The sequence below is a fragment of the Melioribacter sulfuriphilus genome (assembly GCF_052656625.1).
The window spans coordinates 187,814-213,264 of sequence record NZ_JBQXXK010000003.1; the positions used below are offsets into that span (position 1 = coordinate 187,814).

Consider the following 25,451-nt stretch of genomic DNA (forward strand, 5'->3'; position numbering starts at 1 on the left):
ACCTACTCTCCGAAGCACATTGAGTGAGCAATTTTAATACACCTGTCTTGTATTACCGTAATACCCTTCTTAATTAACGGAGCGACTGCACTATCGTTTTTTATTCCCTGCTGCAACCATACTCCACGTGGATTTATTTTTAGGATATCAGTTATAAGTTCTGGTATCTCTTCTGATTTTCGGAAAATATTCACAATATCAATTTTAATTGGGACATCGATTAGCGATTTATAGACAGGAATATTAAATTCATCATTGTTGTATGGATTGATGCCAACTACTTGATACCCGTGCCTTATTAGATAATCAGCAATCATTCTGCTAATTTTAAACGGATTGCGTGATAAGCCTACCACAGCAATCCGTTTTGCTTTTTTTAATAATTCACATTCAGTAAAGTTATACATTTTCACACAATCATTGATACTGAGATACTGGCGGACAACTGCAAACGAGATTTCTATCGCCGTATGCGTTGTTTATTCTACCAACAAAAACCCATGGTTTATAAATTTTAAGATAGTCTACAGGAAAAGCAGCTTTTGTACGTGAATATGGATGCTTCCATTCGTCTGAAGTTAGTTCAAACGAAGTGTGTGGTGCATTTTTCAATACGTTATCTTCAGTATCAAATTTGCCTTCTTCGATTTCTTTTATTTCGTTATAAATTGAAATCATAGCCTCACAAAAACGGTCGAGTTCATATTTCGATTCGCTTTCGGTCGGCTCTACCATTAAAGTACCAGGTACTGGAAAAGATACTGTAGGTGCGTGGAATCCGTAATCCATTAATCGTTTGGCTATATCGTCGACGTCAATTTTTGCCGATTGCTTGAATTTTCTTGTGTCGAATATCAATTCATGTGCAACAAATCCTCGTTTACCTGAATAGAGAACCGGGAAATAATCTTTCAATTTTTCTTTAACATAATTGGCATTTAATATTGCAGTTTTAGTTGCGTGAGTCAATCCCTCGCCACCCATCATTTTAATGTAGGCGTAAGAAATTATTAAAATGAGGGGGCTACCAAAAGGAGCAGCAGAAACAGCAGTTATGGCTTTTTCGCCACCTGTTTTTATAATTGGATGTCCTGGCAGGAATGGCTTTAAATGTTCAGCTACGGCAATTGGTCCCATACCTGGTCCGCCGCCGCCGTGCGGAATGGCAAATGTTTTATGAAGATTTATATGACATACATCCGTACCGATTTCTGCAGGATAGGCTAATCCGACGAGAGCATTTAAATTAGCTCCGTCCATATAAACCTGACCGCCATTGTCGTGAATGATTTTACAAATCTCTACAATATCTTCCTCGAAAACTCCGTGCGTCGAAGGATATGTAACCATTAAAGCTGATAAATTATCTCGATGTTCTTCTGCTTTTGATTTGAGGTCATTTAAATCAATATTACCGTTTTCATCACATTTTACCACGACTACTTTATTACCAGCCATAACGGCGCTTGCAGGATTTGTGCCGTGTGCCGAAGAAGGAATGAGAACTATATTTCTGTTGCTTTCGCCTCTGCTTCGATGATATGCTCGAATAACCATCAAGCCAGTGTATTCACCCTGAGCGCCTGAATTCGGTTGAAATGAAATGCCTTTGAAACCTGTGATTTTCATTAAGTCTTGACCCAATTCTTCGATTATCCTGTAATAACCTTCCACCTGGTCAGCAGGAGCAAATGGATGAATTTCGGTAAACTCTTCCCACGTAATTCCAAACATTTCAGTGGCAGCATTTAACTTCATTGTGCACGACCCAAGAGAGATCATCGAAGTGGTCAAAGTAAAGTCCTTGACCGTCAGACTTTTGATATATCTCATCAATTCAGTTTCAGAATGATATTTATTAAAAACGGGATGAGTCAAATAAGGGCTTTGTCTTTTCAATTTGTCGGGGATTGCAAAATAATCGAATTCAATTTGCTTGACATTCTCAGAATATGAGATCCCGAGTGCTGTCGAAAAGACATCCACAATCTCAGCTATATCATCGATCGTAGTCGTTTGTGAAATTGAAATTCCAATCTTATCGTTATCCTGATATCGGAAATTAATTTTTCTATCGATCGCCGTTTTACGAACAGAATCGACATCGGAAGGATTAAGTTTAATAAGCAGAGTATCGAAATAGAAATCATTTAACTGCTGTAGTCCCAATTTCTTTATGTGAAGATTTAGAAGCGAGGTCAAATAGTGAATCCGTTTAGCAATATTTTTAATTCCTTCAGGACCATGATATACAGCATACATCGAAGCCATAACAGCAAGCAATGCTTGAGATGTACAGATATTACTTGTGGCATGTTCTCGTTTGATATGCTGTTCTCTCGTCTGGAGAGCCATACGAAGAGCTCGGTTTCCATGACGGTCAATTGAGACGCCGATAATTCTACCGGGGACGAATCGTTTAAATTCTTCTTTAGTAGCAAAATATGCTGCATGAGGACCTCCAAATCCCATTGGCACGCCGAAACGTTGTGTTGTACCGACTGCTACGTCGGCGCCGAATTCTCCAGGTGGGGTCAGCAGCGCCAGACTCATCAAATCTGCAGCAACAGCTTTGAGAATTCCATAATTATCGGCTTTCTTAAACAATTCTGTATAATCGATAATTTTTCCCGATGAAGCAGGATATTGAACAAGTAGGCCAAAATACGATTCGTCAAATGCGGCGTTTTCGGTCGAGTCGATTACGAGTTCAATTCCGAGTGGTTCACTTCTCGTTTTTAATACATCAATAGTTTGAGGGAATAGATCGCTTGATACAAAAAATTTATTAGAGTTTTTCTTCGTAATCTTTTGGAAATTAAAAAGCATTGCCATTGCTTCAGCTGCAGCAGTTGCCTCGTCGAGCAAAGAAGCATTCGCAATTGGTAACCCTGTAAGGTCAATTACCATCGTCTGGAAATTGAGCAGAGCTTCTAATCTACCCTGGGAAATTTCGGCTTGATAAGGCGTATATGGAGTGTACCAATCGGGATTTTCCAGAATGTTTCTTCTGATGACTCCAGGTAAAATAACGGGATAATAGCCGAGCCCGATATAATTTTTAAAGAGTTTATTTTTGCTGGCAATTTCAGAAAGCCTTTCAATCATCTGGTATTCGTTTAATTGATTGCCGAGCTCGAGTTTTTTTGTGCTGCGAATTGACTTTGGCAAGGCTTTTTCAACAAGTTCATCGAGTGAGGAAACTGCGATTGTGTCGCACATTTTTTGAATATCGCTTTCGTCTGGTCCGACGTGGCGATTGACAAATTTGTCATTAAATAATGGGGTCTCCATATCAATTACTCTCTTTTATGGATATGATAAATTATTTAGTATTGCTAATATAGTTAAAAGTATTAAGATGAAGAGGGACTATTCTTAATCTTTGAGAGGGCATCTTTTGCAGCGTTTTGTTCGGCAGTTTTTTTATTTTTTCCTTTTCCACTACCAAGTTTTTCATTATTTATAAAAACATCCACTAAAAATTCTTTATTATGCTGCGGTCCTGTTTCGCTTACCACAACGTATCGCGGGGGACTGATTTTTTTTGAATGTGCCAGTTCAAGCAATTGACCTTTGTAATTCTGGTCATTCAGAATGTTGCCGCGTTCTTTCGAGGGGAAAATGACTGCTTTTAAAATAAACTTTTTTGCGTACTTCAATCCCCTATCCAGGTATATTGCACCGATAAGAGCTTCAATGGCATCAGATAATATGGTTCTCATCCCTTCGGTGGTTTGGTCAATATATTTTTGATTATAGAGTAAAAGTTTTATAATGCCAAGATTCTCTGCGCATGCGAATAAATTGGCTCTGTTTACAATTGTGGAACGTACTTTGGTTAGAAATCCTTCTTCCTGAGTCGAATAGTTACGAAATAGAAACTCTGCCACAACCATATTAAGTACAGCGTCGCCCAGAAATTCGAGTCGTTCATTTGATTTTTCAAATACTGGAAAAAGCTCGAGGTAGGACCTGTGTGTTAATGCCTTAATGTAGTATTCGCTATTCTTTACTTTAAAACCGAGTATATTTTCGAGCAATTTGATGTCGATTAGATAGTCTTTAACAAATTTTCTTTCTCTTCCGGGAAAAATATTTTTAATAAATTTTCCAAACAAGACTACCCTTCGAACTTTTTGAACAAAAGACTTGCGTTATGACCTCCGAATCCAAAAGTATTGCTGATTGCATATTTAATTTCTCTATTAACGGCTTTCTTTGGAGTGTAATTTAAATCACATTCAGGATCGGGCTCGTCCAGATTAATTGTAGGTGGAATAGTACTGTTTTTAATCGCAAGAATTGTAGCTATAGCTTCAACGGCGCCTGCTGCCCCGAGTAAATGTCCTGTCATCGATTTTGTGGAGCTGATATTAAGCTTATAAGCGTGCTCGCCAAAAACCGATTTAATTGCTTTGGTTTCGTTAATGTCATTCAATTCAGTTGAAGTACCGTGGGCATTTAGATAATCGATTTCTTCTGGATTTACATTGGCATCGCGCAAAGCTTCTTTCATAGCTCGAGCGGCACCTTCTCCATTAGGAGCCGGAGCTGTAATATGATAAGCATCGCCAGTTAATCCGACACCGACAATTTCAGCATAAATTTTAGCTCCTCTTGAAAGAGCGTGTTCTAATTCTTCCAGAACCAGAACTCCACTGCCTTCGCCAATCACAAATCCATTGCGGTCCTTATCGAACGGTCGGGAAGCTTCCAGATAGCGATCGTTCCAGGTTGAAAGAGCTCGTGCAGAATTAAAACCCGCAATTGACATTGGAGTAATTGGGGCTTCTGAACCGCCGGTAAAAATCAAGTTTGCAGAGCCTCTCTGGATAAGTATAAAAGCATCTGCAATTGCATGAGAGGAAGTTGCACATGCCGATACAGTAGCATAGTTAGGACCTTTTAATCCATACTTTATCGAAATATATCCGGCTGCTATATCAGGGATCATCATAGGAACGAAAAAAGGACTTACTCTTTTGGGTCCGCCATTAACAAAAGCAGAATGTTGCTCCTCGAAAGTCCAGATTCCGCCAATGCCACTACCAAATACAACACCTGCCATTTCTTGATTTAATTTGGATAGATCTAAAGCAGAGTCTTCAAGAGCCATTGCTGCCGAAGCGAGTGCATAATGCGTATAGGAATCCATCCTGCGAAGTTCTTTTTTGTCGATAAAATCGGCAGGATCGAAATTTTTAAGTTCGCATGCAAACTGTGTGGCAAAATCGGTAGCATCAAATTTTGTAATTTTGCCAGCACCGTTTTTCCCGGAAATTAAACCTTCCCAGAAATCCTTTATGTTATTTCCAATTGGTGTAACTGCACCCATTCCGGTTATAACGACTCTTCTTTTCTGCATGGTATTCCCGTCTTTTTTTGATAAAAGAAGTAGTATGAGGCTGTCCAGCTGAACAGCCTCTCTATTATTAACTTACTTTTTCTTTGAGATACTTAATCGCATCGCCTACGGTTGAAATTTTCTCGGCATCTTCGTCAGGAATTGAAATATCGAAAGCTGATTCGAAACCCATTACCAATTCTACGATATCCAGAGAGTCTGCACCAAGATCGTTTGTAAAAGATGCCTCTGGCGTAATTTGTGATTCTTCTACTCCGAGTTTGTCCATTATTATTTCTTTTACTTTTGCTTCAATGTCCATTTATTTACTCCTTAAATGTTATTGAATAATTAGTTATTGATTAGAAACATTTATATCACATTACCATACCGCCATCGACTGTAATTACTTGCCCGGTTATATAGTCCGAATCGCTGCTGCACAAAAAGACTACAGTTTTAGCGATATCTTCGGGCTTTCCTAATCTTTTTATAGGAACATTTGCTAATATAGCTTCTTTTTGCTGGTCGGTCAATTTATTTGTCATATCTGTTTCAATAAATCCTGGTGCGACAACGTTCACATTAATATTTCTTGAAGCGAGTTCTTTTGCATTCGATTTAGAAAATCCAATAATACCTGCTTTCGATGCCGCATAGTTTGCCTGTCCGGCGTTCCCGGTTAATCCTACAACCGAGCTAATATTTACTATTTTACCATACCTCTGAGAAATCATGTTTTTGAGTACGGCTTTTGTGTAATTAAAAACACTTTTGAGATTCGTATCCACAACAGAATTAAAGTCTTCGGTTGACATTCTCAATAGTAAATTATCTTTTGTTATTCCAGCGTTATTAACAAGGATATCGATACCACCAAGTTTTTCGACGGCAAATTTAACCGTTTTTTCTGCATCTTCAAAAGAAGTAGCATCTGCTTTGATGCCATAAACTTTTTGATTTCCAAGTTCGTTTTCGAGTTGACGCGCGGCATCATCAGAACTATGATATGTGAAAACAACAGAGCATCCTTCTTTAACCAGTTCTTTAACTATAGCTCTTCCTATACCACGCGTGCCGCCAGTTACAATTGCCCTTTTACCCTTTAGCTTCAATTTTTTCCTCGTTCAATTTTTTGAAATATTCTTCCCTGTATTCAACAAGTTCTTTATAACCGTCTTCTCCCAGTATATGAATTATTTCGTCTTTACATGTTTCAAAAACGGTTGAATGTTGATTTTCGGATTTATTGCAGTAATGAAGACGATTCATATGGTCGTCGTCGATTGTAAGAGTTCCTTCATAAACTACGAGAGGAAAAATAACGCAATAGAAGGGTTTATACTCCCATTTATAAATCCCCTCCTGCATTGCAATTTTTTGGAGTGTGCAATATCCCAATTTATCGAGGAAGACACACTTACCATTATAAACCTGTGTGCCAATTGCGATACCGGATTTAAAGTCGTCATCTTTTTCAGGAGCTTCGAACCATTTATCTGGATCTTTAATCTGGGAATCGTCCATTGCTGCAATTACTTTGTCTTTAATTTCGAGAATTTTCTCCGCTTCATATTTATCTGTATAAACACCATAGTAACAACATTCGCCTGCACAAATAGAGGCATCGCAACCCCTTACAAACTTTTGAGTAAAAATTAAAGGATCGATATAAAGTCCTTTTATTTTTTTCTCAAATTTCTTTTCTTTGGACATCAAAGGTACCTTTCTAAGTCTGAATATTTTTCAATACCGAATATACGGACATCGGAATTAATTCTCTTAACAAGACCCTGTAAAACTTTCCCCGGTCCGATTTCGTAAAACTCATCGGCACCATCGTTAATCATATTAATTATCGATTCTTCCCAGCGAACTGGATTCGTTAGCTGAGCTAACAATATTGCTTTAATTTCTTCTTTATTTTGAACAGGCCTTGCAGTTACATTTGTATAGACTGGTATTTTAGCATCGTAAAAAGGAGTTGAATCGAGTGTTTTTTTCAATTCTTCTTTAGCATTTTCCATTAAAGGAGAATGGAAAGCACCGCTGACAATCAATTCCTTAACTAATTTTGCTCCTTCCTTTTTTGCTATTTCCATAGCTTTCTTAACGCCGGTAACAGAACCTGAAATTACTATTTGGCCAGGAGAATTAAAATTTGCGCATTGGACTATTCCTTCTTGACTGGCAATATTACAAATTTCCACTAATTTTTCAGAATTAAGTCCAATTACTGCAGCCATAGTACCAGGGTTTTCAATACCGGCTTTCAACATAGCTTTACCCCGAGCATGCACCAATTTAATTGCTTCATAAAATTGTACCGCTCTTGCGGCCGTCAAAGCAGAATATTCTCCGAGTGAATGCCCGGCAACAAAATCAGGTTCAATTGTCCTGATCAAACTGCTTACAACAATACTATGGACATAAATTGCCGGTTGAGTTATGTCTGTTTGTTTTAACGATTCTTCAGGTCCGTTGAACATCAAATTCCTTAACGGTAGCCCTGTAGCCTCTTCAGCTGTTAGAATCATTTCTTTGGCTTCGACGGAATTCTCGTATAAATCTTTCGCCATGCCTACATATTGAGAGCCCTGGCCAGGAAATATGAATGCTTTTTTACCCATCAGTCGATACTCCAGGTCAAATAAATTGCGCCCCAAGTATATCCAGCACCGAAAGCAGATAGAATTAGATTATCCCCTTTTTTCAGTTTACCATTACGATAATATTCTGTCAGACAAAGTGGAATTGTAGCAGCTGTCGTATTGCCGTATCTATCGATATTAATCATAACTTTATCCTGAGAGAGACCCATCCGTTCTGCAGTGGCTGAAATGATGCGTAAATTTGCCTGATGAGGTACCAGATAAGCTATATCTTCTGGTTTCAAATTGTTTCTAGTCATAATTTCATAGGAAACGTCTGCCATTCCTTTTACAGCAACTTTGAATACAGCTTTACCGTCCTGATAAATGTAATGGAGTTTTTTATCGACAGTTTCATGAGAAGCCGGCATAAGGCTACCGCCTCCTTTCATATATAAGCTGTCCTTACCCGAACCGTCGCATCGAAGTATTGAATCTTTAATTCCATACGACAAATCATCTGTAGGTTCGAGCAAAACTGCAGAAGCTGCATCGCCAAATAAGATGCAAGTATTTCGATCGGAATAATCTGTAATTGAACTCATTTTATCTGCCCCTACAACCAGAACCTTTTTGTACCTGCCTGTTTCGATTAATGCTGCTCCAGTTTGAAGAGCAAATAAAAATCCGGAACATGCAGCCGAAAGATCGAAACCCCATGCATTCTTTGCGCCAATTTTATCCTGTACCAAACATGCAGTAGCTGGAAAGAACATGTCGGGTGTTACGGTGGCGATAATAATAACATCAATTTCTTCTGGATTTAAATTGGTATTTTTCATCAGATCTTGAATTGCACCAACTGCCAGGTCGCTGGTTGCCCCGTTTTCTAAAATTCTTCTTTCTTTAATCCCTGTTCGAGTAACAATCCATTCGTCGGATGTGTCAACTATCGATTCGAAATATTTATTGTCAAGAACTTTATCGGGAACATACATTCCCACTGCTGTAATTGTAGCATTTATTGGATTATTTTGAGTTGCCATATTCTTTAATTGCTTCCTCGAATTTTTGAATAAGATTTTTTGTGTGCATCTCTTTTGCTCTTAATATCATATTCTTGATAGCCAGTGGGGTACTCGAGCCGTGTCCTATTATAGTTATACCATTGACACCAAGGAGGGGTACGCCTCCGTATATCTGATAATCCATATCTGCCAGTGACTTTTTCAATACACTTTTTGTAACGAGTGCCTTAATTTTGTTAAGGAATCCTTCGTTCGCATAATTTTTTATTTTTGTTTTTAGGAATGTAAGAACACTTTCGCCAAATTTGAGTAATATATTCCCCACAAAGCCATCGCAGACAATAATATCCACTCGTCCGTTAAGAATATCTCTGCCTTCAACATTACCGATAAAATTGAGATTCGAATTTTTAAGAAGTTCATAAGTAGCAAATACAAGTTCGTTACCTTTCGATTCTTCTTCACCAACGCTCAGTAAACCTATAGAAGGATTTTTCACACCATAAATTTCTCGGGCAAAGATTGTCCCTAATACAGCATATTCAAAAAGATGCTGAGGTTTGCTGTCCACACTTGCACCAGCATCAAACACCAGGCAGAACTTGCCTGCTGATGTTGGGAAGGTGGCTCCAATTGTGGGTCTGCTTACACCTTTAATTCTTCCCATAATTAATGTCGAAGCAGCCATAACTGCTCCAGTATTACCTGGACTAACAAAAGCATCTACTTTCTTTTCTTTGATTAATTTTGTGCCAACAACAATTGAAGAATCCGGTTTCGATTTTATTGCAGAGACGGGAGAATCATCCATCTCGATTGTTTGTGAAGTATGGTGAATAAGTTTCTCGTCGAGAGCAATTTTTTCCTTTTCAGCTGCTTTAAGAATTTCATCACGGTTGCCTACTAAAACAATATCAATAGATTTGTCTTCTTTAATTGCATCGAGAGAGCCCAGCAGATTATTAAGGGGGGCATAATCTCCCCCCATAGCATCAATTGCAATTCTACACTTGATGTCAGTAAAGTTAGAATTCATTTAATTAGTGATTATTTTTATGATTCTGGTACAAATACTGATTTGCCAGCATAGTATCCACAATTCGGGCACGCACGGTGACTTAATTTCAGTTCACCGCATTGAGAGCAGCGACTTAAGGAAGGAGCCGTAGCTTTATAATGCGCTCTGCGCTTATCTCTCCTGCTTTTTGACATTTTACGTTTCGGATTAGGCATCGTTCAACCTTTGGTTAGTTATTGAATTTCAATTTTTTCAGTGGTTCCCAAATATCGTTATTAACTTTTACATTGCAATTACAACTTCCTTCGTTTAGATTCTGACCACAACGCGGGCAGAGTCCTTTACATTCTTCTTTGCATAATTTTTTCAGAGGTATTGACAGCTCAACGTAATCGTAAACATCCTTTGTTATGTCAATTTTGTCTTCATCGGGCGACAGATAAAACACATTATACTCTTCCAGTCGAGTGCTCTCTTTTGAAAAAAGATAGCTCAATTGAAAATGGTTATGTAAATGCGTTTCATATTCCGAATTGCATCTGTCGCACGTAAGCCTGGCATCGGCTTCTACATCGAAATCGATGATTATTTGATGCGACGACTTATCCATCCTGCAGTTGACAATAACATTACCAAAAAAATTTTCGTCGAGCCCGATATTTTTTACCGGTTCGTCAAATTTAATTTGATGGATACCATCTGAAAAATTTGTATATTTTATAATCATTTTAACAAAGAGCAAAAAATTACCTCAAAATATAGTATGTGGTATCCTTATAATCAAGAATTGATAAATATTTGAAAACTTTCAAATGCTGATAGTAATTTCTTTACTTGCTTCATTTTTGCCAGCTTTGCTCTATCTTTATTTTATTTGGAAGATGGACAAAAACGAGCCAGAACCCATTTCATTCATCGTTTCTCATTTTATCTGGGGAGCGCTTGGTGCAGTTTTAACGGGCGCAGCGGGAAGTTATTTTATTACGACATTATTTGGACGGGGTGAATATACGGATTTATTCGAAGCTTTAATTTCTGCACCATTAGCAGAAGAATTTGCAAAAGGTTTTTTTCTTCTTTTTTCTTTCAGGTCAAAGAAATTCGATAACATTACCGACGGTCTGGTCTATGGAGGCGCAATTGGACTTGGGTTTGGTATGACAGAAAATTTCATTTATTTTATAACATTTGATGGCCTTATTAAATACTGGATAGTTCTTATTGTTATTCGTTCTTCATTTACTATTATTATGCACATGATATCAACCGCCGTTTTGGGCGCAATGATCGGCTTTGCTAAATTTTCGGGACGTTTTTCAAGAATCTATCTTATTTCTATTGGATATCTAATTGCCATTCTTATTCACGGAGCCTGGAATTTTTCCGTCAGTTTTATGGATACATTCTATTTCGGATTGATTTTTGTGATTGCTTTGACAATATTTTTTATTATGTTTTTTAGATATTCTCTTGCGAAAGAACAGTTGATTCTACAAATAGAACTTGTGGAGGAAGATATTCCCTACGAACACAAATTGGTACTCTTTTCAAATAAAAGATTTCAAAAGGGCTGGATCGACGAAACTATAAGAAAATTATATGTCAAAACTGCAGTCGGATTGGCTTTCAATAAACATCAATATAAAATTAGCAGCGGTAGTCTGAAGGAATTTTACGCATCCGAGATTGAAAGAAAAAGATCAATACTTAAAAAAATAATTGGCGAAATATGAGTCAAAAGATAGGGATCTTTGGAGGAACTTTCGACCCGATTCATGTAGGTCATTTGATTACGACTCAATATGTACTCGAAAAAAGAAAACTGGACAAAATAATTTTTGTCCCCTGCTATATTTCTCCTCACAAGACGGACAAAAATTTATCAAATCCAATTCACCGACTTAATATGTTACGGCTTGCTATTGAGGATATTCCTTATTTCGATCTTTCAGATTACGAAATCAGAAAAGGTACTATTTCTTACACTTATGATACAATTGTGGAATTGAGAAAAGTATACTCTAACATAGAACTTATTATTGGATACGACAATCTAATTGTTTTCGATAAATGGCACAAACCAGAAAAAATTGTAGAGTTATCTAAATTGATAGTAATGAAAAGAGTAATCGACAAAGAAGTTGAAACAAAAAACAAGTATTTCGAATATGCCACTATTCTGGATACACCGACAATTGAAATTTCTTCTTCTGAGCTGAGGGAAAGAATTAAGAATAATTTACCGATATCATTTATGGTTCCACATAAAGTGGAAGAATATATCTGGAAAAATAATCTATACAAATAGTTATGATAGACGAATATTTCATAAATAAAATAAGAGAGCAGGATAAAAAGACAGTTTCCCGTGCAATCACGTTAATCGAATCTTCAAATGGTTCTGCAAATCAATTATTGAAATCTCTCTACAAATTCACTGGAAATGCTTACAGAATTGGAATTACCGGACCTCCTGGTGCAGGAAAATCTACATTAACAAATCAATTGACAAGTTACTACAGAAAACTTGGCAAAACCGTCGGGATAATTGCAGTCGACCCGACGAGTCCATTTTCGGGTGGGGCTCTACTGGGCGATCGAATTAGAATGTCTGATATCGGTTGCGACGCTGGTGTATTCATTAGAAGTATGGCTACGCGTGGCAGTCTCGGCGGTTTAAGTAAAAAAGCCGTCGAAGTTGCAGATTTGCTCGACGCTGCCAAGTATGATATTATCATTTTTGAAACCGTGGGAGTTGGACAATCGGAACTCGATATTGCAAAGGCTGCAGATACCACAGTGGTTATTCTGGTACCGGAATCAGGAGACTCAATTCAGGCAATGAAAGCAGGCTTGATGGAAATTGCAGACATTTTCGTAATAAATAAATGCGATCGACAGGGCGCCGACGCGACCTATACGGCTCTTACAACAATTCTTCATCTCTACAATAAAAAAGAAAGAGTGCCAGAGGTTGTGAAAGCTATTGCATCTGAAAATAAGGGGATCGCAGAACTGGCTGAAGAAATCGATAAACATCGTAAATTACTTATCGAGACAAATCAACTTGAATCAAATAGAATGAAAAAACTGAAAGAACGAATTCTTGAAAATCTCAATTACCTAATCAATGAAGAAATTTCAGAACTTATCGAACCAAATTATGTTGACGAAATGGTGGCAATGACTTTGCAAGGAAAACTATCATACGTCGAAGCTTCGGAATTGTTGCTTAAAAATTATAAGCAAAGATTGCTCGGGAAATGAAGAATCATTTTGCCGGGTTTGTAATTGTCTCTGTAATTTTAATCACACCTGCATTAAAAGCTCAGTCGCTATATGAAGGTATAAATTTCGCATCAGAAGCAATTATTTCCCTAAGTAATTCCAATAACAATTTAACGGATATTCAACTTGTAGATTCGTTTTACTGTAAAGTACTGAATTATTATGATGGTAACGTTTCAGAAACGTTACTTGCATTAACATTTGCATGCTTGCCTTTTAACAAAATCAACGTACGCTTTTTATTAAATTCTAATATTATAATTTCCTTACCCTCGCCTACTGATTCAATATTCAAAAAACGACTCGAATGTTTACCTTCAAAATTATTTTATGATTCCCCTTCGACAGATTTTGGTGATAAAGATAAGCTTTCGCACTTTTTCGGCAATGCTTTTCTTGCGTATAATTTCGGGAGTTTCAATTTATCAGATTTTATCGGTATTTTTGTGGAAAACATCGAACAGGAGCTCTTAATCGAAGGAGACTACAGCTTTAAAGATATTATTGTTAACGGACTCGGAAAAATATATGGTTTTAATCTCAGAAAGAACAAAAGTTTAATGCCTTCGGATTTTCTGAATTTTTATCATTTCATTTTTATGAGGTTTTAGAAATGAAAAGTGTACTAATTATCGACGACGAAAAAGAAATATGCGAGTCGATTAAAATGATTTTAGAATATGAAGACTATGATGTCGACTACACGACAGATCCGGAGACAGGATTAAAAAAGATCGAATACGGAAATTACAGCGTATTATTACTCGACATACAAATGCCTGCAATAAGCGGCTTTGACATCCTGCAAAAGATTAACACAAAAGAGAACGGACTGCAGATAATAATTATTTCAGCACACGCCAATTTAGGGAATGCAATTAAAGCAACAAAGCTTGGCGCATTCGACTTTATCGAAAAACCAATCGACCGCGATAAATTATTAATTTCAGTCAGAAATGCTTTTCTTCAATATCAACTTCGTAAGGAAAATAAAAAGCTGAAAGCAGATGCAGAATTCGAAAATAAAATTATTGGAAAAAGCCGGGCTATACAGTCAATTCTCGAAACGGTCGAAAGAGTTGCCAGGACGGATGCCCGTATTTTAATAACAGGTGAAAACGGCACTGGCAAAGAACTAATCGCGCAGGAAATTCACAAGAAAAGCAACCGGGCAGATAAAGAATTAGTAGAAGTCAATTGTGCAGCCATTCCTCAGGAATTGATCGAATCGGAATTATTTGGTCATGAAAAAGGAGCTTTTACCGGAGCAATTAAAGACCGCATCGGAAAATTTGAACTTGCCGACGGCAGCAATCTATTCCTTGACGAAATCGGAGATATGAGTTTACAGGCGCAGGCAAAAGTACTTCGTGCTATTGAAGAAGGAAAAATTGAAAAAGTCGGCAGTAGCACCAAAATAGAAGTCGATGTAAGAATAATTTCGGCTACAAATAAAAATTTACTCGAAGAGATTGAAAAAGGTAACTTCAGAGAAGATTTGTATCATCGTTTAAATGTCATTCCGATACACATTCCTCCACTCAGGGAAAGAAAAGAAGATATTCCATTGTTGGTTCAACATTTTTCCGATTTTTTTTGCAGGAAGAATAAATTTATTCCAAAAGAATGGGAGCCAGATGCAGTGGAGTTTTTAAAAAATTTACCGTGGAAAGGAAATGTGAGAGAATTGCGAAATTTTGTAGAAAGGGCAGTAATTATGATTCCTCATGAAAAAATTAAGAAGGTCGATTTGCAGCCCCATTTACCTGAAACAAAGATAAAAACCGATGAACTTTTTAGTTCTGTCAATACATTTCAAGAATTCAAGGAAAAGTCGGAAAAGATTTTTATCGAGAGGCAATTAAAAGCCAACGACTGGAACATCAGCAAAACAGCTGAATTACTCGGCATTCAAAGGAGTCATTTATATAATAAAATAAAAAAATACGGTATAGAGAAGGAGCAGTAATGGGAGAAACAATATTCTCAAAAATAATCCGGAAAGAAATACCCGCCGATGTCGTTTATGAAAGTAACACCGTACTTGCTTTCCGCGATATCAAACCTCAAGCTCCTGTCCATATTCTGATTATTCCCAAAATAACTGATATTGAGACAACAAAAGATATTAAGCCGGCGGAGCACGCACAATTACTCGCTGAAATGTTCGATGCCGCCAATAAAATTGCAAAAGAAATGGGAATTTCAGAAAGCGGATACAGACTGGTTATTAACTCAGGACCTGACGCAGGACAGGAAGTATATCATCTGCATATGCATCTTTTAGGCGGTAGGAAATTTAGCTGGCCTCCGGGTTGATTTACTCAACCCGGCTTTTCAAAGCTTTGCCTGCAATATCTTTTCTATAATAAATACCATCGAAATAAATTTTAGATAAACCTTCGTAAACTTTCTGTTTAGCCTTAGTTAAGTTATTTTCTTTGATAACAGATGTAACATTTAAAACTCTGCCCCCATTAGTAAAAATATGTCCATTTTCTTCTTTAGTTCCTGCATGATAAACAATAATTTGTGGATCATCAATTTCGAGTCCTCTGATTTCCTTCCCTTTTTCATAAGAGTCAGGATAACCAGTTGATGCAGCTACAACACAAACGGAAGATCCTCCGTTATAAGAGACCGCATTCTTATCTAAATTTCCTGAAGCTGCAGTGTAAAGTAATTTGAGAAAATCTCCCTTTAGAAGGGGGAGCACGGCTTGAGTTTCTGGATCGCCAAATCGGCAATTGAATTCAACAACTTTCGGTCCTTCTGTTGTTAACATTAAACCGCAATAAAGGCAACCTATGTATTTATTGCCAGTTTTGTTCATCGCCTCGAGCGTGGGCTTTATTATCGTATTCTCGATAATTTTCATCATCTTATCGTCGACGAATGGAGTGGGCGCATAAGCACCCATCCCGCCGGTATTCTTGCCTGTATCACCTTCTCCAATTCTTTTATGGTCTTGAGCCGCAGGAAGAACTACAAATTCTACACCGTCAGTAATCGCAAATACAGATGCTTCCTGCCCTCTCATAAATTCTTCGATTACTACTTTGTAACCGGCAGGACCAAATGTCGAATGTAAAAAACAATCGTCAAGTGCTGCTTTTGCTTCTTCAAAATTTTCTGCAATAATTACACCTTTCCCTGCTGCAATACCGTCGGCTTTGATTACCGTCGGGAAAGTGGAATTTACCAAATAATTTAGTGCATCTTCATATTCATTTTTTGTAAAAGTTTTAAAACTTGCTGTTGGGATATTGAAATCCTGCATCAGTTTTTTTGCAAAAGATTTTTCTCCTTCAATTCGTGCTGCATTTTTATCTGGACCGAATACTTTTATTCCTTTGCTTCTGAGTGCATCTGCCAGGCCGTTTGTGAGCGGTTTTTCAGGACCAACAACAACGAGATCAATTCCCATCCTTTGGCAAAAGTCTACGATTTCATCATTTTTATCTGGATCTAATAATATATTCGTGCCTAACTTTTTTGTGCCAGGATTTCCTGGAATTATGAAAAGTTGTTCTAATAAAGGGCTTTGAGAAATTTTAAGCGACAGAGCGTGTTCTCTTCCCCCTGACCCGATTACTACAACTTTCATACTGGTTCCCTCATGCAAAATTGAAATAGCTTTGTTAATTGTTCGGTTAATAATTTTCTGTCGTGCTTTAGAACGAATTCTTCATTCGGAGTGGGCAGATTTTTTTCTGAATAATCGTAATAGATTTTAATTAATGTCTCTTTAATTTCGTTGATATCGTCGGGTGCAGTTATGTAGGAAGCACCGTATTCTTTTAAAGCTGTTTTAGCGGCTCCTTCTGGTACACAGCCAAGAATTGGCTTACGTGCGCCGAAATATTCGAAAAGTTTACTGGTCGATATGGTCTCGGCTTTATTTGTTTTGCCAATCATCATCCAGAGTATATTCGTTGCTTTTAGTCTTTTTACAACGTCTTTATGTTCAATATAGCCGTGGATTTTAACTGATTCGTTGAGTCCTAAATCGACAACCAATTTTTTATATTCATCACGAAATAGCCCAATAAATTCTAGTTCAATATTTGATGCAATATCAGGTCTCTCGATAGATAACTTTTTAAATGCTTTTAGAAAATAGATTGGAGTGATTGATTCGTAAAACAGTCCTGAATACGTAAAGCGCAATTTTTCCTTACTTATAAGGTCTTCGTCCACTTCTACGTTAAAATCTTCCTGATCATATCCGTGAGGAATAATAACTACTTCGTCAAAAGTCAGGAATTGATACGTTTGAATAAGATATTCCTTAATTCTTCTGTTGACTGTTACAACACGATCGGCCGCGTGGAGACTGCTATATTCAAGCTTTTTATGTCGAGCTCTGTGATAAGGCGTAGGATAATGTGCAAAATGGTTGTCCAGCCACAGATCTCGATAGTCGACAATTAATGGAATATTAAATTCCTTCTTCAATTTAGCAGCATACACGAATGTAGAATAAGGAGGAACACTTACAAAGATTGCATCGAAATGTTCGTTTTTTAACAAATCACGTGCTTTCTGGTAAGCCCGTGCTGCCCACGATTTTTTATTGTCTGGAATAAAAAATATTTTAGAAAAGTTTGAGAATGCTTTCCTTATAAATTCTTTTGGAACGTTAACAGTGCTATATTTTTTCCCGAGGATAGAATTCAAGTCAAAGGATTCAGTTCTGATAATTCTAAGGTCTTTAACCTCCTCGAGAAGACTAAAGTCGTGGGCATAGTAGGCAACATTGCCTGTAGTTATAATTGTAGGTTCCCAGTTAAAATATGGAAAATACTTTGTAAATTTTTGTACTCTTTGTACTCCGCTCAGTCCCATTGGCGGATAATAGTATGCAAGAACGAGAACTTTAAACATATCGGTTAACAGGTTTAATATTTTTTAGTAATTTGATAATTAGGAGCTTCTTCAGTAATTACCACATCATGTGGATGGCTTTCTCGCAGTCCTGCTGAAGTGATTTTAACAAATTTTGTTTTAGTTTTTAATTCATGAATATTTTTTACTCCACAATATCCCATCGCGGCTCGCAATCCTCCGACAAACTGATAGATTGTATCTGCCAGAGCTCCTTTATAAGGTACTCTGCCTTCAATACCTTCGGGTACCAATTTTTTAATATCCTCTTCCATATCCTGAAAATATCGGTCACCACTACCCTGTTTCATAGCTCCGAGTGAACCCATGCCTCTGTATACTTTGAAGCTTCTGCCTTCATAGAGGACTTTTTCGCCTGGTGATTCGTCGCAGCCTGCCAGCATACCTCCCATCATAACTGTATCTGCTCCAGCTGCAATTGCTTTTGGTACATCACCTGTTTGTTTGATACCACCATCAGCAATTATCGGCACTTTCTTCTTAGATAATGCGCTTGCAACTTCAAGGATCGAACTTATTTGCGGTACTCCTACTCCTGCTACAACTCTTGTCGTACAAATGGAGCCGGCACCGATACCCACTTTTACGGCATCAACTCCACATTCAACCAGCGCGAGGGCTGCTTCTTTTGTAACAATATTACCGGCTATTAATTGAATATCTTTAAATTTCTTCCTGATTTCTTTAATTGTTTTTAGTACACCTGCAGAATGCCCGTGAGCTGTATCCACAACTATCACGTCTGCATTTGCATTTACAAGGGCTTCGACACGTTCCATCGTATCTTTTGCAACCCCTACTGCTGCACCCACTCTTAATCTTCCCAGATCGTCTTTGCACGCATTCGGAAATTTTTTCTTTTTCATAATGTCTTTATAAGTGATCAATCCTTTCAATATTCCCTTATTATCGACGACTGGCAATTTTTCAATGCGATGTCGATGCAGAATTTTTTCGGCTTCTTCGAGTGTTGTTCCTATTGGTGCGGTAATTAAATTATCTTTTGTCATTAATTGGCTTACGAGTAAATTGCGATTTGGTTCGAATCTCAAATCACGATTTGTCAAAATCCCAATTAATTTACCGTTGTTGTCGACAACCGGGATGCCGGAAATTCGATACTTGGACATAATTTCTTCAGCTTGATAAATCGTATGTTCGGGCGTCAGGGTTATCGGATTGACAATCATACCGCTTTCGGAGCGTTTAACTTTGTCGACTTCGTCAGCCTGTCTTTCAATCGACATATTTTTATGAATTATACCAATACCACCCTGAGCAGCCATAGCAATTGCCATTTCCGATTCTGTAACTGTATCCATCGCTGCTGAAATAAATGGAATATTTAATTTTATTTCGCGAGTTAGATATGTTGTAATATCTGTTTCTCTCGGTAATATTGAAGACTTAGCTGGAATAAGTAGTAAGTCGTCGAATGTCAAACCTTCGAATTCAATTTTATTATTCTTCATAAAGCCTCAATTTCTCTTTTTTTAATTCGCAAATTTAAGTAAAAGCCTGGAAACCTGTAATATCTTCTCCGATAATTAATGTGTGCATTTCATGGGTGCCTTCATAAGTTTTAACCGAATGGAGATTGGCAGCATGCCTCATTACAGGATATTCATTTAAAATTCCATTTGCTCCTAAAATTTCACGGGCAATTTGTGCAATTTCAAGTGCTTTTTCGCAGTTATTTCTTTTAGCCATTGAAATATGCGTATGTTTTACTTTGTTTTGGTCTTTTAATCGCCCTATCTGAAGATTTAATAATTGAGCTTTTGTAATTTCAGTTAACATATAAACAAGTTTTTCCTGAGTCATCTGGTAGGCGGCAATTGGTTTTTCGAATTGAATCCTTGATTTCGAATAATCAAGAGCACTCAAATAGCATTCGATCATCGCACCTGTAACACCCCATGCTATACTATATCTTGCCTGATTTAGACACATTAAAGCAGATTTTAATCCCATCGATCCGGGCAATAAATTTTCTTCCGGTATTTCCACGTTGTCCAGAATCAGTTCCGAAGTGACAGAAGCACGCAATGAATGTTTCCCTTTCATTTCGACGGCAGTAAAACCCTTACGTTCTTTTTCGACAATAAAACCTCTAATTGTCCCTTCCAGTTTAGCCCAGATTATTGCAATATCTGCAATCGAGCCGTTGGTAATCCACATTTTTGCACCGTTGAGTAAATAACCACTATCGGTTTTTTCTGCTTTTGTCAACATTCCAGCAGGATTTGAACCAAAGTCAGGTTCGGTCAATCCAAAACAGCCGATGACTTCTCCACTTGCCAATTTAGGCAACCAATATTCTTTCTGCTTTTCCGAACCAAAAGTATAAATTGGATACATTACAAGTGACGATTGGACTGAAGCAAAACTTCTAATACCGCTGTCGCCTCTTTCTAATTCCTGCATAACCAGCCCGTAGACCACATTGTTCATATTGGCACACCCGTACTTCTCTGGAAGTGTAATGCCAAAGATTCCAAGTTCGGCCATCTTTGGTACTAAATGGAGAGGGAACGTGCCTTCTTCATAATGCTTTTCAATTACAGGAATTATCTCTTGACGGACAAATTGATAGATATTGTTTCTAACAAGAATTTCTTCTTCCGAAAGGAGAGAATCTATATCCAGATAATCAACACCGCTATATATAGACATAAATTTACCTTAAATATTAACTTAAAGATAAATAGTTTGGAGTTATAAGCAAAATTAATCGCAATCTAAAAAGTCGTATTCATTCAAAAGTTTCATAATCAACTCGGAAGAGTAACCTTTAGATTTCAAATAGGAAAACAATTTTTGTTTCTTTTTTTGAGGTTCCGTGTTTTTAAAAGCAGAAGTTTTGATTTTTTTATTGAGTAGTTCACGTGCATTTTCGATAAGTGTATTTTCATCAATCTTCTTCAATACATCCTCGATAGTCTCGTTATCCACACCTCTTTTAAGCAGGTCATTTCTTACTTTTATGATGCCCGATTTCTTTTTTGTAATCGCTTCTTCGGAATATTTTTGTGCGAAGTTGTAATCGTCTAAATAATTCTTGTCTGAAAGTTCTTTTAGTAATTCATTAATCAGATTAATATCAAAACCTTTCTTCAGCAGTTTTCTTTTTATTTCGGCAGAAGAGTGATCTCTCCTGCCAATTAATCTGTATGCTGCTGTTTTAATTTCGAAAAGTTCGTCGGCTTTAAGGAGCTGATTTAATTTATTTTCGTCGAGGTCATCCCCTTTCCGCAGAGCAAATTGTACTACTACATTGTAATTAACGTACAAAGACGAAGAATCGTCAAAAGTAATTTTAACTTTGTTGTTTTTTCTTACCAACGAATTGATGATCATTTTGATTTTTTCTTCTGTGCTTCATCCTTCTTTTCTTCTTCCACTTGTGTTTCAATCATACCGAGTGAGGTTTTAACTTCAGTCTCCAATTCAGCGAGAAGTGCTGGATCTTCAAGTAATTTTTGACGAAGTTGTTCGCGTCCCTGATACCTTTCGTCTTTATACGTAAACCATGCACCACTTTTTTTAAGTATTCCAATTTCAGTGGCAAGGTCTATCAAATCTCCTGTTTTACTAATACCCTCATTATAGAGAATGTCGAACTCAACTTCTTTGAATGGTGGAGCCACTTTGCTTTTAACGATTTTAACTTTGGTTCGGTTTCCTATAATATTATTGGAATCTTTGATTGCTGCAATTCTACGTATATCGAGGCGAACCGAAGCATAAAACTTGAGGGCATTTCCTCCGGTCGTAGTTTCGGGATTGCCAAACATAACGCCGATTTTACTTCTTAATTGATTTGTAAAAATAACGCACGTTTTCGATTTGCTTATTGCTCCTGTAATTTTTCTAAGAGCCTGTGACATCAATCGAGCTTGCATAGCCATTTGAGGATCGCCCATATCGCCTTCAATTTCCGAGCGAGGAACCAGAGCCGCAACTGAATCCACAACAATTACGTCGAGTGCATTACTTCTAATGAGTGTATCGACAATTTCGAGAGCCTGCTCGCCGAAATCAGGTTGAGAAAGCAAAAGATTGCTAACATCAACGCCGAGACGTTTTGCATAATTTACATCGAGTGCATGTTCTGCATCAATAAAAGCAGCTATGCCTCCCTGTTTTTGAGCTTCTGCTATTATGTGTAAACATAGTGTAGTTTTACCAGAAGATTCTGGACCATAAATTTCAATGATTCTGCCTCTCGGAACGCCTCCAATTCCGAGTGCATAGTCGAGCGATATTGAACCTGTAGAGATGGCTTCCACTTTGTTAATTACTCCATCCCCTAGTTTCATTATGGTTCCTTTACCATAAGTTTTTTCGAGATTTGCAATTGTATCGTCGAGAATTTTCAATCTTGCATCTCTTTCAAGTGCCATTATTCCTCCTTTTAATCAATTTAAAGCTTGCAATCGGTTGATAAACTGAACCTGTCGTTTGAAGTATACTCCTGTATAAAGTAATTTCATCTGATATGAACTCAGGTATATCAATTTCCAATTTTGTAAAATTTTTAATTTGATCCAAATGTCTATCGTTTTTTATTCTAAGAAGCGTTAAGTGCGTTTTAAATTTTCTTTTCTCTTTTTTATAACCAAAACTTTCCATTAAGTTTTCAATTTCTTCGTAGATTCTTACGAGATATTCATTCTCTAAGAAATCGAGATACAAAATCGCAGGTTTGCTATCTCTGTAAAAAAGTCCCGCCTTAGATATCTTTAAAGAAATTGGAGAATGTTCTTTTACAAGATCAGAAATTGACCTCGTAATATCCGGGATTAAATTTTCATCGGTATCGCCCAAGAATTTTAATGTAATATGCAATTTATTCTTCTCTTCCCATCTCAGCCCGGACGTATTTTTAAAGAAAGCGTCGCGAAGTTCAATAATTCGGTCTAAAACATTTTCAGGTAAATTGAGAGCAATAAATGTTCTAATCGTCATACGGTATACCGAGCAAATTTCTTCTTAACATTTCTAAAGCTGCCTGTGAAGTACGATCTTTATTAAGAAGTCTATCGTCACCGAAGCGAAATTCTTTTGCTGTACAAATTGTATCGTCACAAATGCCGATATAAACCAGTCCTACTGGTTTATCTTGAGTTGCGCCTGTAGGTCCCATTATACCGGTTACCGAAAGGCCGATATCTGTTCCGCTTATCGATTTTATTCCTTCTGCCATTTGTCTTGCCACTTCGATGCTAACAGCACCATATTTAGAAATTACATCCTCATCCACTTTAAGTAATTCCACTTTTGCAGCGTTACTGTATACAACGACGCCCCTTTCAAGGAATTTACTGCTGCCGCTTACATTGGTCAAACGATGCATTATATACCCGCCGGTGCACGATTCAGCCACTGCTAAAGTTAGTCCCCTATCAATAAAAAGTTTGGCTACCACCGATTCCAGCGTTTCGTCATCTTTGCCGTAAATATACTTACCTATTTTAGTTCTCAATTTTTGTTCAATTGCTTCAATTCTGGATTTAGCAGAATTCTCGTCATTATCTTCTACCGTTATTCTTAGTCGTACGCCGAATTGATTTGGCAGGAAAGCCATTTTAGAATCGCCCAATAATTCATTCAAGTCGCCTATGCGTTCGTAAAGATGGGATTCTGGAATTCCTGTTGTAAGCAGATTTTTTCTCAATACAATCTTTTTTCTATCGCTTAGTTTTTCCTTCAATCTCGGAATCACAAAATTTTCCATCATCAAGTGCATTTCGTATGGAACGCCGGGCATTGCAATAAATATTTTATTGTCCTTTTCGATCCAGATGCCTGGAGCGGTGCCACGGCTATTTCGAATTGGAATGGCAATTTTGGGCACAAGCGCTTGCTCTTCGTTTATTTTAGTCAGCTGTCTGCCCCTTTTTTCAAAAAATTTTTTGATGTCGTTGAGTACATCCTGGTCGATAACCAGTTCAGTTTCAAAAAAATCGACAATAACTTTACGTGTTACATCGTCGTGAGTAGGACCGAGCCCGCCCGTTACAATAACAAGGTCAGAAAAATCGAGTGCTCTCTTAAATTCTTTTTTAATAGCCTCCTCGTTGTCAGGCATTACGGACGATCCAATTACATCAATACTAAGTTCAGATAGTTTTTCTCCAATGTAGGCTGCATTTGTGTTGATAACTTGCCCAATTAGAATTTCATCGCCGATAGTAATAAGAAATGCATTCATAGTAAAAATCCAATTTGATTAAATAAATTAAATAATAGATGAATTAAGAAAAAAGTATAGAACCCAGCTACTATGTCGTCCAATATAACACCCCAGCCGTTGCCAACTTTTTCCAGTTTCTTGATAGGATATGGTTTCAATATATCGAACAGTCTCCATAAAATAAATGCAGGTAAAATATACCAAATAATTTTGGGTATAAAAAGTAATGAAATCCAGGTACCAATAAACTCGTCGAGTGTAAATTCTTTTGGGTCGTTTCCATAGAGTTTTTCGAATTTGTGAGCAATTTTTTGACCTATCAGAATAAAAAAAGAAATCAAAGAGAGCATTATTACCGGGCTTTCGAATCCAGGAATAAGATAAATTAAAAGTGCGATGAAACTCCCTGCTGTACCACTGAAGTAGGGAAAATATCCACTGAAAAAACCTGAACCGATAAATTTTTCTAAACTACTAATTTTGTTTGCCAATTGTTTTCTTTATTAATGAAAAATTTGAAATAAAATATGTTAATCCAGTATAGAAGGTGAAAATGGTAATTGCCAGCATTGTGTAATAAATAAATTCTTGATTTAATAAAAGTCCAAATAGCCATTTATATTCTCTATAAAGTGAATCGAAACTTCGAAGGGTAAAAACCAGAAGCAGGTAGTACTGAAATGCCATCTGGAAAAAAGTTTTCCATTTAGCAGATTTACTCGTAGAAAACGACACCTTTTTGTAATCAGCCCAAACTCTTAAACCGGTTATAATAATATCTCTGAAAACAATAATTAAGACCATCCAGAGTTCGAGAATACCAACAAGTACAAGAGCAAGAAATGCGGTAGACGTAAGAATTTTATCGGCCAATGGATCGAGAAACTTCCCCCATTCCGTAATATAATTAAATCTCCTTGCCAGCCACCCGTCATACCAATCAGTAACAGCCGCAACTATGTAAATTGCAGCCGACATTTGAATTAAGAAAGGCTCACCAGATAAAAACAAAAAGAAAAAAACAGGGGTTAGGATAATTCTTAATACCGTTAATTGATTTGGAAGTACCATA

General features: G+C 37.2%; 28 protein-coding genes. 6 read left to right on the plus strand and 22 right to left on the minus strand.

The annotated features are described in order from the left end of the window. Positions 1-2: 2 nt before the first annotated feature. From ACUN8G_RS04600 to ACUN8G_RS04655, 12 genes are all read right to left on the minus strand, one after another. Entirely contained in the window at positions 3-407 is a 405-nt protein-coding gene (locus ACUN8G_RS04600; RefSeq protein ID WP_437345951.1) for a CoA-binding protein, read from the minus strand. Positions 408-417: 10 nt separating this feature from the next. Continuing rightward, entirely contained in the window at positions 418-3,294 is a 2,877-nt protein-coding gene (gcvP, locus tag ACUN8G_RS04605; protein WP_437345952.1) for an aminomethyl-transferring glycine dehydrogenase, read from the minus strand. A 62-nt stretch (positions 3,295-3,356) separates the two neighbouring features. Beyond that, positions 3,357-4,121, minus strand: coding sequence for a ribonuclease III (gene rnc, locus ACUN8G_RS04610; protein WP_437345953.1), 765 nt, complete (start codon positions 4,119-4,121; stop codon positions 3,357-3,359). 2 nt (positions 4,122-4,123) lie between these two features. Next, positions 4,124-5,368 (minus strand): beta-ketoacyl-ACP synthase II, encoded by a 1,245-nt coding sequence (fabF, locus tag ACUN8G_RS04615; protein WP_437345954.1) that lies wholly within the window; start codon positions 5,366-5,368, stop codon positions 4,124-4,126. Between the two features lie 67 nt (positions 5,369-5,435). After that, a complete protein-coding gene (locus ACUN8G_RS04620; protein WP_437345955.1) occupies positions 5,436-5,669 on the minus strand; it encodes an acyl carrier protein in 234 nt (77 codons plus the stop codon). A 55-nt stretch (positions 5,670-5,724) separates the two neighbouring features. Beyond that, on the minus strand, positions 5,725-6,462 hold the full coding sequence (gene fabG / locus ACUN8G_RS04625) for a 3-oxoacyl-[acyl-carrier-protein] reductase (protein ID WP_437345956.1): 738 nt from the start codon (positions 6,460-6,462) through the stop codon (positions 5,725-5,727). Beyond that, complete coding sequence (locus ACUN8G_RS04630; protein ID WP_437345957.1) at positions 6,446-7,063, minus strand: DUF3109 family protein; 618 nt, start codon at positions 7,061-7,063, stop codon at positions 6,446-6,448. Before ACUN8G_RS04630 ends, fabG begins: the two co-directional genes overlap by 17 nt. After that, entirely contained in the window at positions 7,063-7,977 is a 915-nt protein-coding gene (gene fabD, locus ACUN8G_RS04635) for an ACP S-malonyltransferase (protein ID WP_437345958.1), read from the minus strand. The genes ACUN8G_RS04630 and fabD overlap by 1 nt, the downstream gene beginning before the upstream one ends. Beyond that, positions 7,977-8,984: a beta-ketoacyl-ACP synthase III gene (locus tag ACUN8G_RS04640; RefSeq protein ID WP_437345959.1), complete on the minus strand. Its 1,008-nt coding sequence runs from the start codon at positions 8,982-8,984 to the stop codon at positions 7,977-7,979. The genes fabD and ACUN8G_RS04640 overlap by 1 nt, the downstream gene beginning before the upstream one ends. Continuing rightward, the gene (gene plsX / locus ACUN8G_RS04645) at positions 8,968-10,002 is read right to left on the minus strand and encodes a phosphate acyltransferase PlsX (RefSeq protein ID WP_437345960.1); all 1,035 of its coding nucleotides are present in this window, start codon (positions 10,000-10,002) and stop codon (positions 8,968-8,970) included. Before plsX ends, ACUN8G_RS04640 begins: the two co-directional genes overlap by 17 nt. A gap of 17 nt (positions 10,003-10,019) precedes the next feature. Then, positions 10,020-10,199 carry a 50S ribosomal protein L32 gene (gene rpmF / locus ACUN8G_RS04650; protein WP_437345961.1) on the minus strand — a complete coding sequence of 60 codons (180 nt, stop codon included), beginning with the start codon at positions 10,197-10,199 and terminating at the stop codon, positions 10,020-10,022. Positions 10,200-10,213: 14 nt separating this feature from the next. Next, positions 10,214-10,726 carry a YceD family protein gene (locus tag ACUN8G_RS04655; protein WP_445480909.1) on the minus strand — a complete coding sequence of 171 codons (513 nt, stop codon included), beginning with the start codon at positions 10,724-10,726 and terminating at the stop codon, positions 10,214-10,216. Positions 10,727-10,796: 70 nt separating this feature from the next. On the opposite strand from ACUN8G_RS04655, the gene ACUN8G_RS04660 reads away from it, so the two are divergent. Genes ACUN8G_RS04660 through ACUN8G_RS04685 form a run of 6 tightly spaced genes read left to right on the plus strand, consistent with a single transcriptional unit; the run spans position 10,797 to position 15,591 of the window. After that, positions 10,797-11,717 (plus strand): PrsW family intramembrane metalloprotease, encoded by a 921-nt coding sequence (locus tag ACUN8G_RS04660; RefSeq protein ID WP_437345963.1) that lies wholly within the window; start codon positions 10,797-10,799, stop codon positions 11,715-11,717. After that, a complete protein-coding gene (gene nadD, locus ACUN8G_RS04665; protein ID WP_437345964.1) occupies positions 11,714-12,292 on the plus strand; it encodes a nicotinate-nucleotide adenylyltransferase in 579 nt (192 codons plus the stop codon). The genes ACUN8G_RS04660 and nadD overlap by 4 nt, the downstream gene beginning before the upstream one ends. Positions 12,293-12,294: 2 nt before the next feature. Then, on the plus strand, positions 12,295-13,251 hold the full coding sequence (meaB, locus tag ACUN8G_RS04670) for a methylmalonyl Co-A mutase-associated GTPase MeaB (RefSeq protein ID WP_437345965.1): 957 nt from the start codon (positions 12,295-12,297) through the stop codon (positions 13,249-13,251). Continuing rightward, positions 13,248-13,883, plus strand: a complete 636-nt coding sequence (locus ACUN8G_RS04675) for a hypothetical protein (RefSeq protein ID WP_437345966.1) — start codon at positions 13,248-13,250, stop codon at positions 13,881-13,883. Before meaB ends, ACUN8G_RS04675 begins: the two co-directional genes overlap by 4 nt. Positions 13,884-13,885: 2 nt before the next feature. After that, positions 13,886-15,241: a sigma-54-dependent transcriptional regulator gene (locus ACUN8G_RS04680; RefSeq protein ID WP_437345967.1), complete on the plus strand. Its 1,356-nt coding sequence runs from the start codon at positions 13,886-13,888 to the stop codon at positions 15,239-15,241. Continuing rightward, complete coding sequence (locus ACUN8G_RS04685; protein ID WP_437345968.1) at positions 15,241-15,591, plus strand: histidine triad nucleotide-binding protein; 351 nt, start codon at positions 15,241-15,243, stop codon at positions 15,589-15,591. The genes ACUN8G_RS04680 and ACUN8G_RS04685 overlap by 1 nt, the downstream gene beginning before the upstream one ends. Position 15,592: 1 nt before the next feature. On the opposite strand, the gene purD is transcribed toward ACUN8G_RS04685, so the two are convergent. Genes purD through pgsA form a run of 10 tightly spaced genes read right to left on the minus strand, consistent with a single transcriptional unit; the run spans position 15,593 to position 25,450 of the window. Further along, the gene (purD, locus tag ACUN8G_RS04690; protein WP_437345969.1) at positions 15,593-16,879 is read right to left on the minus strand and encodes a phosphoribosylamine--glycine ligase; all 1,287 of its coding nucleotides are present in this window, start codon (positions 16,877-16,879) and stop codon (positions 15,593-15,595) included. Further along, positions 16,876-18,159: a glycosyltransferase gene (locus ACUN8G_RS04695; protein ID WP_437345970.1), complete on the minus strand. Its 1,284-nt coding sequence runs from the start codon at positions 18,157-18,159 to the stop codon at positions 16,876-16,878. Before ACUN8G_RS04695 ends, purD begins: the two co-directional genes overlap by 4 nt. 14 nt (positions 18,160-18,173) lie before the next feature. Then, complete coding sequence (guaB, locus tag ACUN8G_RS04700; RefSeq protein WP_437345971.1) at positions 18,174-19,652, minus strand: IMP dehydrogenase; 1,479 nt, start codon at positions 19,650-19,652, stop codon at positions 18,174-18,176. Positions 19,653-19,686: 34 nt separating this feature from the next. Further along, on the minus strand, positions 19,687-20,856 hold the full coding sequence (locus tag ACUN8G_RS04705) for an acyl-CoA dehydrogenase family protein (protein WP_437345972.1): 1,170 nt from the start codon (positions 20,854-20,856) through the stop codon (positions 19,687-19,689). A 54-nt stretch (positions 20,857-20,910) separates the two neighbouring features. Next, positions 20,911-21,540: a regulatory protein RecX gene (locus tag ACUN8G_RS04710; RefSeq protein WP_437345973.1), complete on the minus strand. Its 630-nt coding sequence runs from the start codon at positions 21,538-21,540 to the stop codon at positions 20,911-20,913. Further along, the gene (gene recA, locus ACUN8G_RS04715; protein WP_437345974.1) at positions 21,537-22,586 is read right to left on the minus strand and encodes a recombinase RecA; all 1,050 of its coding nucleotides are present in this window, start codon (positions 22,584-22,586) and stop codon (positions 21,537-21,539) included. Before recA ends, ACUN8G_RS04710 begins: the two co-directional genes overlap by 4 nt. Then, complete coding sequence (gene thpR / locus ACUN8G_RS04720) at positions 22,576-23,151, minus strand: RNA 2',3'-cyclic phosphodiesterase (RefSeq protein ID WP_437345975.1); 576 nt, start codon at positions 23,149-23,151, stop codon at positions 22,576-22,578. The genes recA and thpR overlap by 11 nt, the downstream gene beginning before the upstream one ends. Continuing rightward, on the minus strand, positions 23,141-24,397 hold the full coding sequence (locus ACUN8G_RS04725) for a competence/damage-inducible protein A (protein ID WP_437345976.1): 1,257 nt from the start codon (positions 24,395-24,397) through the stop codon (positions 23,141-23,143). Before ACUN8G_RS04725 ends, thpR begins: the two co-directional genes overlap by 11 nt. Beyond that, a complete protein-coding gene (locus ACUN8G_RS04730; protein ID WP_437345977.1) occupies positions 24,394-24,870 on the minus strand; it encodes a phosphatidylglycerophosphatase A family protein in 477 nt (158 codons plus the stop codon). The genes ACUN8G_RS04725 and ACUN8G_RS04730 overlap by 4 nt, the downstream gene beginning before the upstream one ends. Then, on the minus strand, positions 24,854-25,450 hold the full coding sequence (gene pgsA / locus ACUN8G_RS04735) for a CDP-diacylglycerol--glycerol-3-phosphate 3-phosphatidyltransferase (protein WP_437345978.1): 597 nt from the start codon (positions 25,448-25,450) through the stop codon (positions 24,854-24,856). The genes ACUN8G_RS04730 and pgsA overlap by 17 nt, the downstream gene beginning before the upstream one ends. Position 25,451 lies beyond the last annotated feature (1 nt).